This is a genomic window from Roseibacillus persicicus, assembly GCF_014651675.1.
In the GTDB taxonomy this organism is placed as follows: Bacteria; Verrucomicrobiota; Verrucomicrobiia; order Verrucomicrobiales; family Akkermansiaceae; genus Roseibacillus; species Roseibacillus persicicus.
On the sequence record NZ_BMXI01000013.1, the window covers coordinates 158,763 to 174,121 of the forward strand.

13 protein-coding genes are annotated in these 15,359 nt (G+C 55.9%); 4 read left to right on the top strand and 9 right to left on the bottom strand.

What is annotated here, in order from left to right; translation table 11 throughout:
• Positions 1–60: 60 nt before the first annotated feature.
• From IE099_RS15150 to IE099_RS15170, 5 genes are all read right to left on the bottom strand, one after another.
• On the bottom strand, positions 61–1,149 hold the full coding sequence (locus tag IE099_RS15150) for a tetratricopeptide repeat protein (protein ID WP_189571560.1): 1,089 nt from the start codon (positions 1,147–1,149) through the stop codon (positions 61–63).
• 25 nt (positions 1,150–1,174) lie between these two features.
• On the bottom strand, positions 1,175–2,179 hold the full coding sequence (locus IE099_RS15155; protein ID WP_189571563.1) for an AhpC/TSA family protein: 1,005 nt from the start codon (positions 2,177–2,179) through the stop codon (positions 1,175–1,177).
• 63 nt (positions 2,180–2,242) lie between these two features.
• Positions 2,243–2,938: an AraC family transcriptional regulator gene (locus tag IE099_RS15160; RefSeq protein ID WP_189571566.1), complete on the bottom strand. Its 696-nt coding sequence runs from the start codon at positions 2,936–2,938 to the stop codon at positions 2,243–2,245.
• Between the two features lie 96 nt (positions 2,939–3,034).
• The gene (locus IE099_RS15165; protein ID WP_189571568.1) at positions 3,035–3,376 is read right to left on the bottom strand and encodes a (2Fe-2S) ferredoxin domain-containing protein; all 342 of its coding nucleotides are present in this window, start codon (positions 3,374–3,376) and stop codon (positions 3,035–3,037) included.
• A complete protein-coding gene (locus IE099_RS15170) occupies positions 3,363–6,050 on the bottom strand; it encodes an MGH1-like glycoside hydrolase domain-containing protein (protein ID WP_189571570.1) in 2,688 nt (895 codons plus the stop codon). Before IE099_RS15170 ends, IE099_RS15165 begins: the two co-directional genes overlap by 14 nt.
• Positions 6,051–6,155: 105 nt before the next feature.
• Here IE099_RS15170 and IE099_RS15175 point away from each other — a divergent pair, with 105 nt between their 5' ends.
• Positions 6,156–7,223, top strand: coding sequence for an MlaD family protein (locus IE099_RS15175; protein WP_189571572.1), 1,068 nt, complete (start codon positions 6,156–6,158; stop codon positions 7,221–7,223).
• Between the two features lie 110 nt (positions 7,224–7,333).
• The gene (locus tag IE099_RS15180; RefSeq protein WP_189571574.1) at positions 7,334–8,740 is read left to right on the top strand and encodes a DUF4139 domain-containing protein; all 1,407 of its coding nucleotides are present in this window, start codon (positions 7,334–7,336) and stop codon (positions 8,738–8,740) included.
• Between the two features lie 390 nt (positions 8,741–9,130).
• Here the strand turns inward: IE099_RS15180 and IE099_RS15185 are convergent, their stop codons facing one another.
• The 4 genes from IE099_RS15185 to IE099_RS15200 are packed head-to-tail and all read right to left on the bottom strand — an operon-like array spanning position 9,131 to position 12,367.
• Positions 9,131–10,021, bottom strand: a complete 891-nt coding sequence (locus IE099_RS15185) for a thiamine pyrophosphate-dependent enzyme (protein WP_189571576.1) — start codon at positions 10,019–10,021, stop codon at positions 9,131–9,133.
• Between the two features lie 26 nt (positions 10,022–10,047).
• The gene (locus IE099_RS15190; protein ID WP_189571578.1) at positions 10,048–10,347 is read right to left on the bottom strand and encodes a type II toxin-antitoxin system RelE/ParE family toxin; all 300 of its coding nucleotides are present in this window, start codon (positions 10,345–10,347) and stop codon (positions 10,048–10,050) included.
• 7 nt (positions 10,348–10,354) lie between these two features.
• The gene (locus IE099_RS15195) at positions 10,355–10,570 is read right to left on the bottom strand and encodes an addiction module protein (RefSeq protein ID WP_189571581.1); all 216 of its coding nucleotides are present in this window, start codon (positions 10,568–10,570) and stop codon (positions 10,355–10,357) included.
• Positions 10,571–10,594: 24 nt separating this feature from the next.
• Positions 10,595–12,367 (bottom strand): 2-oxoacid:acceptor oxidoreductase subunit alpha, encoded by a 1,773-nt coding sequence (locus IE099_RS15200; RefSeq protein WP_189571584.1) that lies wholly within the window; start codon positions 12,365–12,367, stop codon positions 10,595–10,597.
• A gap of 357 nt (positions 12,368–12,724) precedes the next feature.
• Between IE099_RS15200 and IE099_RS15205 the strand changes: the two genes are divergently transcribed.
• The gene (locus IE099_RS15205; protein ID WP_189571587.1) at positions 12,725–14,641 is read left to right on the top strand and encodes a histidine kinase; all 1,917 of its coding nucleotides are present in this window, start codon (positions 12,725–12,727) and stop codon (positions 14,639–14,641) included.
• Positions 14,638–15,333 carry a LytR/AlgR family response regulator transcription factor gene (locus IE099_RS15210; RefSeq protein ID WP_189571590.1) on the top strand — a complete coding sequence of 232 codons (696 nt, stop codon included), beginning with the start codon at positions 14,638–14,640 and terminating at the stop codon, positions 15,331–15,333. Before IE099_RS15205 ends, IE099_RS15210 begins: the two co-directional genes overlap by 4 nt.
• The last annotated feature ends 26 nt before the right edge of the window (positions 15,334–15,359 follow it).

Below are 15,359 nucleotides of genomic sequence, written 5' to 3' on the forward strand. Positions count from 1 at the left end.
CTTTCAATTCAGTCCTCAACGTTAAAAAGGGCGAGGAAAGCATTGAACTTCAATTACGTGTTAGTCCGACAAGGGAGGGAGAAGCGGATTTTCGAAGTTGAAATCATCAGGAACGTAATTCTCGGGATAGAAGTAGATTTCTTCTCCCCGAGCTTTGACTTCTTTTGCCAAACGACGTGGGGAAGCCAGGCGGTCGATGAGAGCGCTCTCGTAAAAGAGCTCCACCACCTGACCGAAATACTTGCGCTGGCCCAGCAAGTGGCGGGCCCCATCGTTCTGGGGGGGGATGACGTAGGTGACCCGCAGGAGTTCTTCGCCGTTTTCCTTCCAATCGGTGGGGGGAGTGACCCACTGGGTTTCCATCGTGCTGGTATTCTCATCCCAGAGGACGGGCTTGCCATCCAGTTCGTCGTATAGATTGACCACCACGCGGAGGGCCCGGTCCAGCTCTTCGGAATTGAGTCCCAGATCGGGAGCGGCGGAGACGGGGATGGTCAGGATGACTCTTTCGCCTCCTGCGAAGTCGGTGTCCTCGTAGACCCGGACCCGTCCCAACGCGAATTTGGTGGCCATATCCTCGGGTTGTTCGATGCCGTCCTTGAGCTTGATGGCGGCGAGGTCGTAGAGGCTGCCGGCCTTGACCGTGCCGAGGGCAAAGACCTGTTGGTAGTAGTCGGCAGCCTTGTCGTAGAGGCCCATGGTGCTGTAGACCTCGGCAAATTGGTAAAGGACATTGGCGTCGTCGGGTGCGGATTTACTGGCCTCCTCCAGCTTCAACATGGCTCGCATGGAGTCGCCTGCGATGCGGAGGGAGCGCGATTCCTCCACCAGCCGTTCGACGAGGGGATTGGCGATGGGTGGAGTGCCGAGCTTGAGGTTTTGCACCGGCTCGAATTCATAATCGAGAGGAGGACCGTCGGGAAGGGCCGCGACTTCAGGCTCCAGGTAAATCGGCTTTTCGACCACCACGGTCTCCTTCTCGGGAGGCAGGGTGCGGTATTCGATTTTCTCAATGATGCGGGTTTCAGGAACTGCGGCTTCAGTCTCCCCGATGCTCCGTTGGTCGCGTCCGAAGGCCAGTCCCACCGCCGCCAGTTCTACGAAGGCGAGGAGTCCTAACACCCAGCAGGAGGTGTGGAATATTCCCATCCGATTTTCTGAGCTTCCCATGAACTCATATCACTACCCGATTTGGACCCGATTCGTCAATCCTACTCCCGTCGGCTTTGGATTGGTTGAACAGCTTGGGCAAGTCTGGAAGGTCTGAGGCTGTGCGAGCAGGTTGGGCGGACCGAATGGCTCCATCCCGATAGAGAAAGGCACCCGGCATCTGCAATCCGTCGCCTGCCAGGTGGCCGACTCCGCAGCCCTTGAAGAGGGAGAGTGCTCCGCGCAGCCAGACGCGGGGTCCAAAGAGCTCGAAGAGCCCGCCCTTGCCCAAGCCAAAGGCGCGGTAAAGTTCGCAGTTGGGATCAGCGATGCGGGGGATGGGGCTGGATTGGGCGCTGGCGAGGTAGTCTTGTTCGTCTCCGTGCTGCAGCATGTGGACGAGGACGAGACGGGCGTTGTTCGCTTCCGCTTCGGCTTTGAGATCCTGCAGGCCCCGAAGAATCTGGCGAGTGAAGGTGCAGCCGAAGTGCCGCAGAAAGACCAAAACGACGGTCTGCTCTTTGGAAGCTTCGGCGAGGGTTTCGCCTGTCGAGAGTTGATACACCTCGGCTGCTTCTTCGGTGGTGTAGGGTTCTTCCCGAGTGATTGGTTTGCCTACTTTGGCTTGTGCTGTTTTCCAAAGAATCGCCGCAAAGGGCAGCCACCAAATCAGATCATTGGTGATGATGATCCAAGCCGAGGAAAGAGGCAGGGCTCCCACGTAGATGGCCTTGGCAAACCCAAGCGGGCCCAGGATTTTTCCCAAAAGACCAACCAGAACGATAGGCCAGTGCCGGATTGGGTTACTGGCGGCAATCAAGTAGCCGATTCCGAACACCCCCACAATCATGCCTACCGACTGCCACAGTTCGGGATATCTGGAGCGTTCCATCCCCGACCAGTCGAACCAGAGATGCGGCCAGCAAATGGTCCAAAGCCCGAATGCGAGATTGTAGATGCCAGCCGCCACGAGGGTGACCGTCATCCAGCGGGGAAAGCTGCAGTCGCGATTGGCGCAGAGTGTTGGCATGGAGCAGAATCGCTCTCTTTTGCAATTTAGCAAGAAGGAGGTCCTTCTTCGTCCTCGCGGCCTCTATTGGTCTCGGTAGGCCTTGGGAGTGATCCCGACCGAACGCTTGAACTGCCGCGTAAATGAGCTCTGGTCGCCGAAGCCACAGGCGAGAGCGATCTCACTGAGGGGCAGATTGGTGTAGGTGAGTTGGTGTCGGGCAGACTCGATGCGGGAACGCATGATATACTGCCGGGGGGAGATTCCGAAAAGGCGCTTGATGCGTTGCTTGATTTGAAAGGCAGAAAGACGGGTTGCCCGTTCCAGGTCGCCCAAGGTGAGGGGCTCGTCCAGATGGTCGCGGATATGGCTCAGGACCTTGGAAAGTCCTTCCAAGCTTTCGACATCATCGGGGGTGGAGTTCACGTCGCGGGAGATTCCGGATAGGCCGATGACGTCCCCGGATTGGCCTCGCAGGGCTTTCTTCCAGGTCAGACACCATCCGCTCTCCCCCCCCGGGTAGAGGTGGAGCTCGAGGCGGTTGGTGATGTCGGGCTCGCCTTGGATCAGGGCGAGGTCCTGGCGGGTGTAGTCTTCACCCAGCGGGGCGGGAAAGACCTCGGCGGCAGTCTTGCCGATCAGGTCCTTCTTGGATGCGGCCCCACAACGGCGCACGAGGGTCTCGTTAACGGCGACATAACGTCCCGAAAGATCCTTCACAAAGTAGACCGTATCGGCCACTTCATCGAAGAGCTCGTCCCCCCAGTGGGGATGGCTCATTTGGGCAAAGAATTGCTGCTGGAAGGGGGAGGGGCTCAACCTGGCTAGTATGCCTTCTGCGTGCGGGACAAGAAAAGCTTTTCTCGAGGGAGGCCCTTAGCATTCCGGACGCTCGATGATGAGGTCTTCTACTAGGCGACCCTCTAACAGATGCTCCTGAATAATGCGCTCCAGATTCTCCACCGTGCAGTGGCGATACCAGATCCCTTCCGGATAGACTACCGCGATGGGGCCGTCCACGCAGGCCCGCAGACAATCCGCCTTGCTGCGCTGGATACGGTGACCCGGGGATTGGAGACCCAGTTCTGCCAGACGCTTTTTTAGAAAATTCCAAGCGGGCTCGCCGACTTCCGGCTGGCAGCACTTCGCCTTGGTGGGCAATGCGCAGAGGAAGATGTGGCGCTCCTTGGGTTCAGTTGAGGTGTTAGTCCCACTCATTGTTTTCCGAAGTCAATTTCTCGCGGCGCTCGCGAACCAGCCGCACCACCAGCGCGGTCCAGCCGGTCTGGTGGGAGGCTCCAAGCCCCTCGCCAGTTTCGCCATGGAAGTATTCGTGGAAGAGGACAAGATCTTTCCAGTGATCGACTTCGCCATAACGGTGGGCCTCGCCGAAGCAGGGGCGGTTGCCGTTCTCATCGGGAACGAAGAGGGAAATCAATCGATCGCAAAGGTCGATGGCGACTTCGCGGAGGTTGGCAATGTTGCCCGAGCCGGTGGGATACTCCACCTTCAAGGTGTCTCCATAGTAGTAGTGGTAGCGCTCCAGAGCCTCGATGATGAGGAAGTTGGTGGGGAACCAGATGGGGCCGCGCCAGTTGGAATTGCCCCCGAACATCGCGGTGTCGGATTCTCCCGGGACGTAGCTCACGGTGTTGCTCTGTCCATCGTGGGAAAAGACGAAAGGCTTGTCGCCATGGGCTTTGCTCAGGGAGCGGATGCCGTAATCAGAGAGAAACTCATTGGGATCCAGCAGGCGCGACAAGGTCTTGATGAAGCGGTCCTCCGGTGGGATGGCCAACAGCACGCGGCCGGGATTCTTTTGTCCGACGGCCTTGCGGACATTGATGTATTTGAGGAGCTCGGGGCGATTGGCAAGGAACCAGTCCATGCGCTTGCGGAAGCCCGGCAGACTGTCGATGGTCTTCTGCTTGATCACGGTAACCGCAATCATGGGGAGGAGTCCGACCAGCGAGCGGATCTTCAGGGGAATGGGCTTGTCTTGTCCGACGATGAGATTGTCGTAGTAGAAGCCGTCCTCCTCGTCCCAAAGGCCATTGCCACCCAGGGAATTCATGGCGTCGGTGATGCTGATAAAGTGCTCCAGAAACTTCGAGGCAATGTCCTCGTAGGGCGGCCGGGTAGGGGCGAGTTCCAGCGCGATGGATAGCATCGTCAGGCAATAGGAACCCATCCACGCGGTTCCATCGGCCTGGTGCAGGATCGATCCGCTGGGAAGACAATGGGAGCGATCAAAGACCCCGATATTATCCAAGCCCAGGAAGCCTCCGCCGAAGACGTGACGCCCTTCCACATCCTTGCGGTTGACCCACCAGGTGAAGTTCACGAGAAGCTTCTGGAAACAGCGTTCCAAAAAGTCCAGGTCGCGGTGCCCCTTGGCATCAGCGATCTTATAGACCCGCCAGACAGCCCAGGCATGGACCGGTGGGTTGACGTCGGAGAAGTTCCACTCGTAAGCCGGCAGCTGTCCGTTGGGGTGCATATACCACTCGCGCAGAAGGAGCAGGAGCTGATGCTTGGCAAAGGAGGGATCGACTGCCGCAAACGGGATCATGTGGAAGGCCGTGTCCCAGGCCGCGAACCAGGGATACTCCCACTTGTCGGGCATCGAGAGGATATCGCGTGCGAAGAAATGCTGCCAATCCGAGTTCCGGCCCTTGAGCCGCTCCCGGGGAGGGGGAGGCCCATCCCGATCACCCTCGAGCCAGTCCTTGATCACGTAGTAGAAGAATTGCTTGGTCCACAGGAGGCCGGCGTAGCCTTGGCGGCAGATGAGCTCTTCCGCGTGGGAGAGATTGTCCGGGATGATGGCTTGATAGAAGTCGTTGGCTTCCGCCAGGCGTTCGGCAAAGGTCTCCTCGAATTGATCCAAACCCGCGAGCCCGTTGTCCTCGCCCTCCTCGTGCAAGCGACAGCAGATCGTCACACTTTCCCCGGGGGGTATCATTAGCTTGAAGTGAGCGGCGGCCTTGGTCCCTTTCTCGCTCGGGTTGACCACCGTTTCCAACCCCTCAATGAGGTAGCGATGAAAGGCGTCTTTGACGTAAGGGCTGGGTCCCTTGGTCTTGAAGATGCGTGGGTAGTTCGTCTCGTTCTCGGTGAAAAGCCAAGGCACCGGACCTTTCGTCTCGGCGGATGTCTCAGCGAAGAAGCGGAAGGTGCCCAGTAGGTCGTGGTCGGCAATGAGGCCGTCCTTCTCGCGTTGGATGAGTGGTTTGTGGCGGGGTTCCTCGTATTCGTTGCCCCACTTCCAAGTGTTGCGGAACCACAGTTGGGGCAGCACATGGATCTCGGAAGCTTCGGGACCATGGTTGGTTACGGTGATGCGCCAGAGAATGTCTTGTGGCGAGCGTTTCGCGACCTCTTGCACCACGTCGAAGTAGCGCCCGTCGTTGAAGATTCCCGTATCGGCGAGTTCCAGCTCCCCCTCATTCCGGCTGCGACTCTTGTTTTCATCGCGGAGCTGAATGTAGGGAAACTTGGCCTGGGGGTATTTATAGAGAGCCTTGGTGTAGGAGTGGGTGGGGGTCGAGTCGAGGTAGTAGTAGCACTCCTTCACATCCTCCCCATGGTTTCCTTCCGGACCAGCGAGACCGAAAAGCCGTTCCTTCAGGATGTCGTCCTGCCCGTTCCAGAGAGCAGGTGCGAAGCACAGACGGCACTGTCGGTCGGACCATCCCTGCAGTCCGTCTTCGCCCCAGCGGTAGGCCCGGCTCCGTGCGTGATCGTGAGGAAAAGCGGACCAGCTGTCCCCATTGGCGGAGTAGTCCTCCCGGACCGTACCCCATTGGCGTTCACTGAGGTAGGGGCCCCACCGCCGCCAGTTCTTTTCACGTGCCTCGTCTTCCGCCAGCCGCTTCTTCTCGATTTCCATGCTTGTGGGGAGGGCTTAGCACGAACCGTGCTCAATCGCGAGTGATTCGTGGCGAGTTCACCCGCTCCCGTTGACAGCAGCGGAGGCCTGTGAGATCCTCCCCGCATGGCCGCTGGACAACAACGCACCGCGACACTGGTGGGACTCTTCATTTTTGTGGGAATCGCAGTGTTGTCCTGGTTGGTGCTCCAGTTCGGGCGCTTTCAGAATAGCTATGATGAGGTTTACAACCTGCAGGTGCGATTCAGTGATGCCAGCGGAGTGATTGAGGGAACTCCAGTTCGTCTGGCCGGCGTTCGCATCGGATCGGTGACTGGTCCTCCGATTCTGGAGTCCGTCACACCGCCCCGAGTCAAGGTTCCCATAGGTGTCGATGCTACCCGGAAGTTGCCTGCCAATGCTGTTTTTCAAATCCAGAGTGCCACCGTGCTTGGTGACAAACTGATCGTGGTCTCCATTCCAGAAGCTCCCTCCGCGACTTTCCTGACGGACCAGGAGGTCATTGATGGCGGAGGCGCCAGTGGCTTGGAGGCGATTCAGAATGATGCCGTGGCCGTGGCCGGAGACGCTCGGATCCTGATGGCCGACGCGCGGACGAGTCTTTTGAAGTTCGACAGTGCCCTCGACGATATTCGGGCAGTCGCAGGACGACTTGGAGAGACGGTGGAGCAGATCAATACCAAGGTTCTTTCCAACGAGAATGTGTCTTCGCTTGGGCGGACCCTGGCCAATATTGAGGACGCCTCCCTCGGCGCGCGCAACGCTTCCGCAGACCTCAAGCCAGTTCTAGTCGATGCGCGGAAGGCCATCAATCAGGTCAATGAGCTTGCGCAAAAGGTCGAGGGAACCTTTGACGAGATCGATGCCCAACTCGCTCACGTGGGACCTGCCATGGAAGAAGTCCCCGAGACCATGCGTTCCATCAAACGAGTTGCCGACAAGGCCGAAGGGGCGGTCGTGGAGGCCGAGAAAACTTTTTCCAAAGCAAGCGAGACCCTCGACACCCTCAATGGTGATGCGGGATTGGTGGGGACTCTCACAAAAGATGAGGAAGTGACCGACGACACCAAGTCCTTCATCAAAAACCTGCGCCGCCACGGTATCCTTGGATATAAAGATGAGGAGACTCCGGAAGATGATCCCCGCGAACGCTATCGCGGGCGCAGACGGTAGGAGGCGATGAAGTCTGCCGCGCTTCCAACGGTGAGTGGGATCTCTGCCGATTGGCGTCTTCTGATTTTTCTTCCAAGACATTCCCTGCTGGCGTGTCAATATTCATGGGTATGAAGAAATTATTGATGATGAGTCTGGCTCTAACAGGTGGTGCCAGCGCCGAAGTGGCGTTGACGATTTATAACGAAAATCTTGCCGTGGTGCGCGACACCTTGCCGGTTCAACTGAAGGCGGGTGAAAACACTCTGAGCTATGATCGGGCGACCGCCCAGGTGATCCCTGACTCAGTTGTTCTGCGCGATCCGACCGGTAAGGCGCAGTTTGCCTTGCAAGAGCAGTCCTATCGCAACGATCCGGTTTCGCAGGGACTCTTGCTTTCGCTCTTTGAAGGAAAAGAAGTTCCGTTCCAGAAGGTGTATCCCGATGGCAAGGTCGAGATGATCAAAGGGAAGGTGGTTCGCTCAGGCTATCAACCCGGTGGGCGTCAAAGCTCGCCAGTGATCGAGACTGACAAGGGACTGCAATTTTCGCTCCCGGGTGAGCCACTGTTTCCTTCCTTGGGAGACGATTCCATCCTTCGGCCCACCCTTTCCTGGACCCTGGGGGCTGGAGAAGCCGTCAACTTTGACGCGCAACTCTCCTATCTCTCGAGAGGACTCACTTGGGAAGCTTCCTACAATTTGGTCGCTCCAGAGGAAGGGGAACTTGTGACCTTGAGTGGCTGGATTACTGCCAACAATCGTTCCGGTACTTCCTTCGAAAAGGCCAAAGTCAAACTGGTCGCTGGCGACGTCAACGTGCAACCCCAAATGAAGTCCGAGATGATGATGCGTGCGTCCATGGCAATGGATGGCGCCGGCTCTGTGGAGCAAAAAGCCTTTGACGACTTCCACCTCTACACCTTGCCTCGAGCCATCACACTGCGGGATCAGGAGACGAAGCAAGTTGAGTTTCTCCGCTCCGCAAAGGTCGTGGCAAAGAAGAGCTATCTCTACGATCCGGTCACCCACCGCTTCCACGGTGGACGCAATACAGGTCAATTGATCGAATCTCCCAGCAAGGACGTTGCCATTTATTGGAACTTCAGCAACACGGGAGAAAATGGGCTCGGCGTGCCGATGCCTGCCGGAACCGTGAGGTTCTACCGTGAAGACTCCGCGGACGGAAATTTGGAATTCGTCGGCGAGAATCGTATCGATCACACACCATCCAAAGAAGAGCTCAAGATCTACACCGGCAATGCCTTTGACTTGGTGGGTGAGCGCAAGGTCACCGATTTTCAAAACAATGATCGGGAAAGTTGGGCGAGGGAAACCATTGAAATCACGCTGAAAAACCGCTCCAAGAAAGTGCAGACCATCACTGCGCGAGAACACCTCTGGCGCTGGTCCAACTGGGAGGTTGAAAGCGCTGAGAAATTTGAGAAGACCGACTCGAACACCATCGAATTCACTCGGACTTTGCAACCTGATGAGGTTCAGGTCATTGAATACCAGGTTGTCTACAGTTGGAAATAGTCCGGATTTCGATTTGTTCGGAATTATTTACTATTTTAACTTGCTATCTATTTGGGGGTGGCTATCTTCCTCCTGAAGGCGGAATTCTTCACCGAAGGCCGTTTTCAAAGGAATAAGTAGCAAACTAGCCTCCTCTCGATCCCCATTGAGAGGGGGCTATGCTGCTTTTAAGGGGGTAGCTAAATGAATAGCTGTTTTTCTATAGCGTTGAGCCCGTGAATGATCTTGATTCGTGGGCGTCAGCTCGTAAGTCTCTCATTATGATTGAAATAAGAGAATTTGTCCGATTGTGAGGCTCGCCGCGAATTTTCGAGCTCGGTCCTATCCGTCGAGCTCGATTTTCGACCACGAGGATCCCGGGATGGGTGTCTTTGCTTTGTGAGACGGATTCTATCGCAGGCGGGCGAAGCTTTGGCGTAGAATATCCTGACCGGATAATCCTGCGTGGGCGGCTTGGGCGTCTTTGACCCATGCGCTTTCGAGCTCGTTCTTGGTGTCGCGCTCGGTCTCGAAGTAGACACCGAACTTGCCGGGAGTGAGATCCTGGGTCAGCGCCATGGCGGCGGCGAGGTCCTGTTTGTCGTGGGTTTCCTCGTCGATGAGATTGAACTCCCCGCCTTTGCGTGGAATGGCGTCGTTGAAGGCTCCCGGGTAGAACATGGTGCATTCGGAGAGGGTTTCGACGACGGAAAATCCGTTGTGGAGGATGGCTCGCTCGAACATCTCGTTCATGTGCTTCACGTGGGCGGCGTGGGTGCGGGCGATGAAGGTCGCTCCGCTGCTAACGAGTTGCGACATGGGGTTGATGGGACGGTCGATGGCTCCCCGTGGATCGGTCTTGGACTTGCGGCCAATCGGGGTGGTGGGCGAGGTCTGGTTCTTGGTCAGACCATAGACGAAGTTGTCCATCACCACATAGGTGAGATTGATGTTTTTCCGCGCGGCATGGGTCAGGTGGTTGCCTCCAATGGAGTAGCCGTCACCGTCACCGCCAAAGACGAAGACATGCAAATCAGGGCGGGAAAGAGAGAGGCCGGTGGCGAGAGGGAGGGCTCGCCCGTGGATGAAGTGAATCCCGTGGGTATTCACGAAATAAGGGAAACGCGAGGAACAACCGATCCCTGCGACGCAGACCACTTTCTCGTGATCGAAGCCGAGCTTTTGCACGACATTGAAGAAAGAAGCGAGCACCGCGAAGTCTCCACACGCCGGGCACCAAGTGGGGTGATCGGCCTTGAGTTCCTTCTTGGTCAGTTTTTTAGGTTCAGCGGTGGTGGACATGATTGATTCGATGGAGGGTGAAAGAGTTAAAATTGACGACGAAGCCCAAAGGTTGGGTGTCGTTGGTTGTGCTTTAGGACTTGAATCGCGATTTGGCGGGGAGTTTCGAAATAGAGGATGTGATAGGGAAAGGGGGCGAAGTTGTAGCCCCGGAACCCAGAGGCATCAAAGTGGTGAAGACGGGGATTCTTGGAGATCTCGGTGATGGCAATCTCGATGGAATGGAAGAAACGGTTGGCGGTTTCCGGTCCGGCTTCGGATTCATAGTATTGGAGGGCTTCGGCAAGGTCCGTTTGAAATCTGGGGTGAAAAAGGACGGGCTTCATCGCTGCGCTAGCCGCGTCCCAATTGCGTTTTAATCTCCTCCCACGACATTGCGATGGATGGATCGGCCTGCATCTCAGCAAGACGCCGTTTGGCCTCGGCGACCGAATCCTGTTCTTCGCCTTCTGGAACCGGGACCAACTCGCCAAGCCGCTCAAGGAGACGCATTCTCTCGGGGACCGAAAGGGTCAGCATATCTTGTTCGATCTGTTCGACGAGTTTCATCCCTTAAAAATAGCAAAAGTAGACTTACTTTCCAGCCAACACTTCTTCGGCCTTGGTGACGATTTCCTTCACCCGGAAGGTGAGGCCTTGAATCTTGTTCAGGGATTGGATGGCGGGGTTGCAGGTCTTGGCGCGCAGCATGGTGGCCAATTGACCGAACCCGTAGATCCCGGGGTCGTTGATCTCGGGGACCAGAATGTGGGTGAAGCGGCTGAAGACTTCGTCGAGATTCGGATTGAGAGGGTGGATGTGGCGGATGGAGAGCTGGGAGACCTTGTGCCCTTCGGAGCAGAGACGATCCACGGCTTCGCGGATGGGGCCGTAGGTGGAACCCCAGCCGACGATGAGCAAGTCGCCGGACTCTTCCCCGTAGATCTCGGGCGCTCCATAGGTGCCGGCAAGTTGGATAAGCTTTTCGCGGCGCTTGGCGCTCATTTGCTCGTGCATTTTCGGGCTGCCGGAGGGGTGGCCCCACTCGTCATGCTCCAGACCGGTGACCACGGGGTATTTGCCGCTCGCGGACTTGGCACCGGGAGGGGAATGGCGGGTCAAGCCATCGAGGGGGTAGGGCTTGAAGTCTTCGGGGCGCTCGGAAAGGTCGAGGACGGGCTCGATCCAGTTTTTTTCCAAGTCAGGCTCGGGGAAGGCCTCGATCCGGCTGGCGATGGCTTGGTCGGAGAGAATGACCACAAGGGTGGAATACTCTTTCGCAATGCGGCAGGCCTCCAATGCGGTGTAGAAGCAGTCTTCCACATCGCGGGGAGCGAGGACCACGCGAGGGGCATCGCCGTGGGAGCCGTAGATAGCCTGCATGAGGTCGGATTGTTCGACCGACGTGGGCATCCCGGTGGATGGACCGCCGCGCTGAATGTTCACCACGATGAGGGGGAGCTCCGCCATACAGGCGTAGCCCATCGCTTCGGATTTGAGCGAAAGACCCGGCCCCGAGGAGCCTGTGATGGCGAGGTGGCCGGCGAACGACGCGCCGATTGCCAGCGCGACAGCGGCGAGCTCGTCCTCGGTCTGAATGAACATGCCGCCGTATTTGGGCAACTCGCTGCGAAGCTGTTCCATGATGGTGGACCAGGGGGTGATGGGATATCCAGCCCCGAAGCGACAGCCTCCCGCGATGAGCCCGAGACCCAACATGGTGTTGCCGTCGGTGGAGAGGCGGTCCTGGCCGAGGTCGTTCTCCCCGGGTGCCATTGGCATGTGATTGATGTCGTGGACGGGCCAAAGATAGCCCGCGTCGAAAGCCAGCATGGCGTTGCGGAGGACGTCCTCCGACTTTTTGCCAAACTTGGCCGCGATGATGTCGGAGATCTTGTCCCGGTCCAACTTGTAGACCGCGCAGAGCATCCCCAGGACGAAGATGTTCTTTCCGCGCGACTTGGCATTGCCGCCGATGGCCTCGATGGTGGCGGTGGTGAAGGGCACCCCGATGTGGATGATGCCGCGCTCCTCGCGAATCTCTTCCACTTTGTCGCTATCATAGAAGCAGATGCCGCCGTCTTTCACCGCAGACAAGTGGTTGTCGTAGCTGTCCTGATAGAAGGCGACCAAAGTATCGGATTCGTCACCAGGGTGCAGAACTTCACCTGAGCCGAGGTGGACTTGGAAAATGGACGGTCCTCCCGAGATGGTGGACGGGATGGTCATATAGGTCATCACATCCTGTGCGGTGGAGCCGGCCAGTTGGGCCAAAAAGGCTCCGATAGATTGGATGCCGTCCTGCGAATGACCGGCGAGACGAATGACCGCATTGCGGATCGAGGTGGGAGTAGCTGTAGCGCTCATGGACTTGGAAAATATTCCGCTCGGCGAAAAGGGGGAGTAGACTAGCCAAACGGAAACCCGATGAAAAGATCAAAGGCGAAATCGGGAGGAAACCTGATTGGAGGCTGATTTCTGTTAGAGTTCAACCCGACGGATTTGGTGTTTAAGAAGGAAAATGACCGAAAAAATGGCCTTGAGCGACCGTTCGCGGTGAAATTCGTCCAGTTTCTCCAAAAGGATTGGTCGCGCTCTGGTGAAATGAATAGGGTCTGTTAGACTGATAAGTTGGCGAGTTTCACAGATGTGTCCGCTGGGGCTTCTCCCCATTCAACGCAAACTGTCAGATTCGCAATGGGCGGAAACCTAGCGCACAAATCATTGGAAGCAAAATTAGAGCAGAATCAGGATTCCAGTCCGATAGATTGGGGGGAGAAGTTTAGACCCAAGACTGCAGCGCATTCATTGATTTTGTTTGCGGTCATAGCGGTGTCGGTCTCTCTCAGTTGCGAGATTTCGTTCATTCTTTTCGACCAGGGCTTTTGGACTATTGCCCCGATCTGGGCCCCAGCGGGGGTGGTGTTCCTTGCCTTCCGGCTGGCAGGCAGTCGAGCTTGGGTGCCAAGTATTCTGGGGTATGCCAGTCTCTGGTTGCGCTTCAACCCATTCGAGCTCCCTTACTTATTCTTCGTTCCCTTCTACTACCCGGTCTCATCATTTCTTTTGGACAAAACGGAGCGATGGTTTCGCGAGCGATTCTTAAGGGAACACATTCGTGCTCAGGGCGATATTCTTGCGGAATTCGTGCCACAAGCCCTGGTCCTCATTCCTTTTGCCGCCATAGCCGCCTTTTGCATCAACACGACTTGGTTCTTCGCAGGAGTGGTTCCAGTGATGGGGCAAAATTGGGAGAGTTTCTATAAAATCTGGACCCTGATCTTTATCTCTCATTATCTGGGAGTGGTGACCATCGGTCCGGTTGGGATTGAGTTGATCAAGGCGCGGACGCTTCGTTTAACCGATTTTACCACCTCCGCTCTCGGGTTGGGAGTGTGTATCTGGAGCCAGATCCTGATGCTCGCGTTTTTCAGTGGGGCATTTCCCAACATATCTTCTCCGCGTATTGCGGTTTTCATCCCATTCGCCTTTTTCGTCATGGGGGCGCTCTTTGTGACACGTTCACAGGTTTCCTTCTTCCTGTTGTTCTGGTGTCTCCTGTCCTTCTTTCTTTCCGGGATGGCGAAGGGCCCGTTTGGAAGCGAGGCTGGGATTTCTCCCGCGCACATCGAACTCGCATTTTACAATCTCTTCATCGTCATCACGATCACCGGGGTGAACTACGGCTCCTCTCTATATCGGCAGAGGGTGCGACAGAACGCATTGCTGTTGGAAGCCGCTGAAGTGATTCCATGGCATTGGAGCAGGCAGTTCGGCCTGCGCTTTGACGAGCTGCGGGGACCCAATATTGCTGGTGGAGGACCTCTGGACATCTACCGGCTGTCGTGTCTGAAAAGAGGGGATTCTCTGGCGGAAATGGAGACGACTTGGAATTGCCGGGTATCGAGCAATACCCTCGATTCCAAGGATGTCATCTGGGAGTCTGTCGGACGGGTGGTCTCGCGCAATCGGGACGGTGAGCCTGAGGAAATCATTGGTCTGATTCGCAATGTCGCAATCAAGGACCAGATGAAAGAAGCCCTGCTGACGGTTGAATATCAGAATGAGAAGCTCAGGGGGCTGACCTCACAATTGAATCCCCATTTTCTCTTTAACTCTCTGAATATGATTCGAATGCTCGTCCATACGGATCCAGTGAAAGCCGAAAAGGCGGTGATCACATTAGCCCAGCTTCTCAGGATGACCTTGAATGATGTTGGAAAAAAAGTCATCCCCTTCAATTCCGAGTTGAAGCACATCAAAGCTCTTTTGGAAATCGCCTCCATGCGCTTCGAAGGGCGTCTGAAGTATGATATCAAACTCACCAACCTCCCGGCCTATTTCGTTGTTCCATCCATGATGATTCTCAATTTTGTCGAGAATGCTCTTACTCATGGGATAGCGAAACGGGTGCAGGGAGGAGAGATTCAGTTGAGTCTAACAGGTGATGACAAACTCGACATTGTGACCATGGAACTAGTTAACAGTGGTCGATTGGAATCGGCTCATAATCAGGGAGTTGGTTTAAGTGGTGCCCGTCAACGCCTTGAGCTTCTCTATGGAGCGAGAGCAACTTTTTCGATAGAAGAGATTCCCAATGAGAAAGTATTGTGTATCCTCAGAATTCCCCCCACTCCATGAATCTACTTATCGTTGATGATGAACGGATTGCGAGAGAAGGCCTGGTTGCTCAGGTGCAAGCTCTGCTCCCCTCGGTCACTTGTTTTGAAGCTGATAGCATTTTGACCTCTCGTCCTGTTCTTGATGCTGAAGGGATCGACGCGGTCTTTTTGGACCTCGAAATGCCTGGTGGTCACGGTATCACTTATCTTCCGGAGTTACATGCTATGAAGATACCTGTAGTTCTTGTGACTGGGTATGAAAACTTCGGGAGCGAGGCATTTGATTACGATGTCGTTGATTACCTTCTGAAGCCATTCGACAACGAGCGGCTTCGTCGATGCATAGTGCGTCTGAGTGAGCGAGTTCGCTCGGGTCAGAGTTCAGAGGTGGTTTTATTTAGCGATCAAAGTCAATGTTGGCCGGTTAATGTGAGAGAAATCACTCTGGTTGAGGCCTCAGGAAGCTATGTCACTATTCATACTGAGTCCGGGCGGGAATTGACTCTGACTCGTTCTCTGAAAGAGGTTTCTCCCCTCTTGTCGGAAAGTCTTTTTGTCCGCGCCAATCGTTCACAAATCGTGAGGTTGGACTGTCTGGATTCAATTAAAAAGGAGAAGGGAGGATTGCTGGTGGGTAGACTTCCGAATGGTCAATCCATCAAGTTCTCCCGCCGACAAGCGCAAGCAATGCGACAGAAGTTTCGGTTCTAGAGAGGCTTTGATTGATTGTTTTTTCC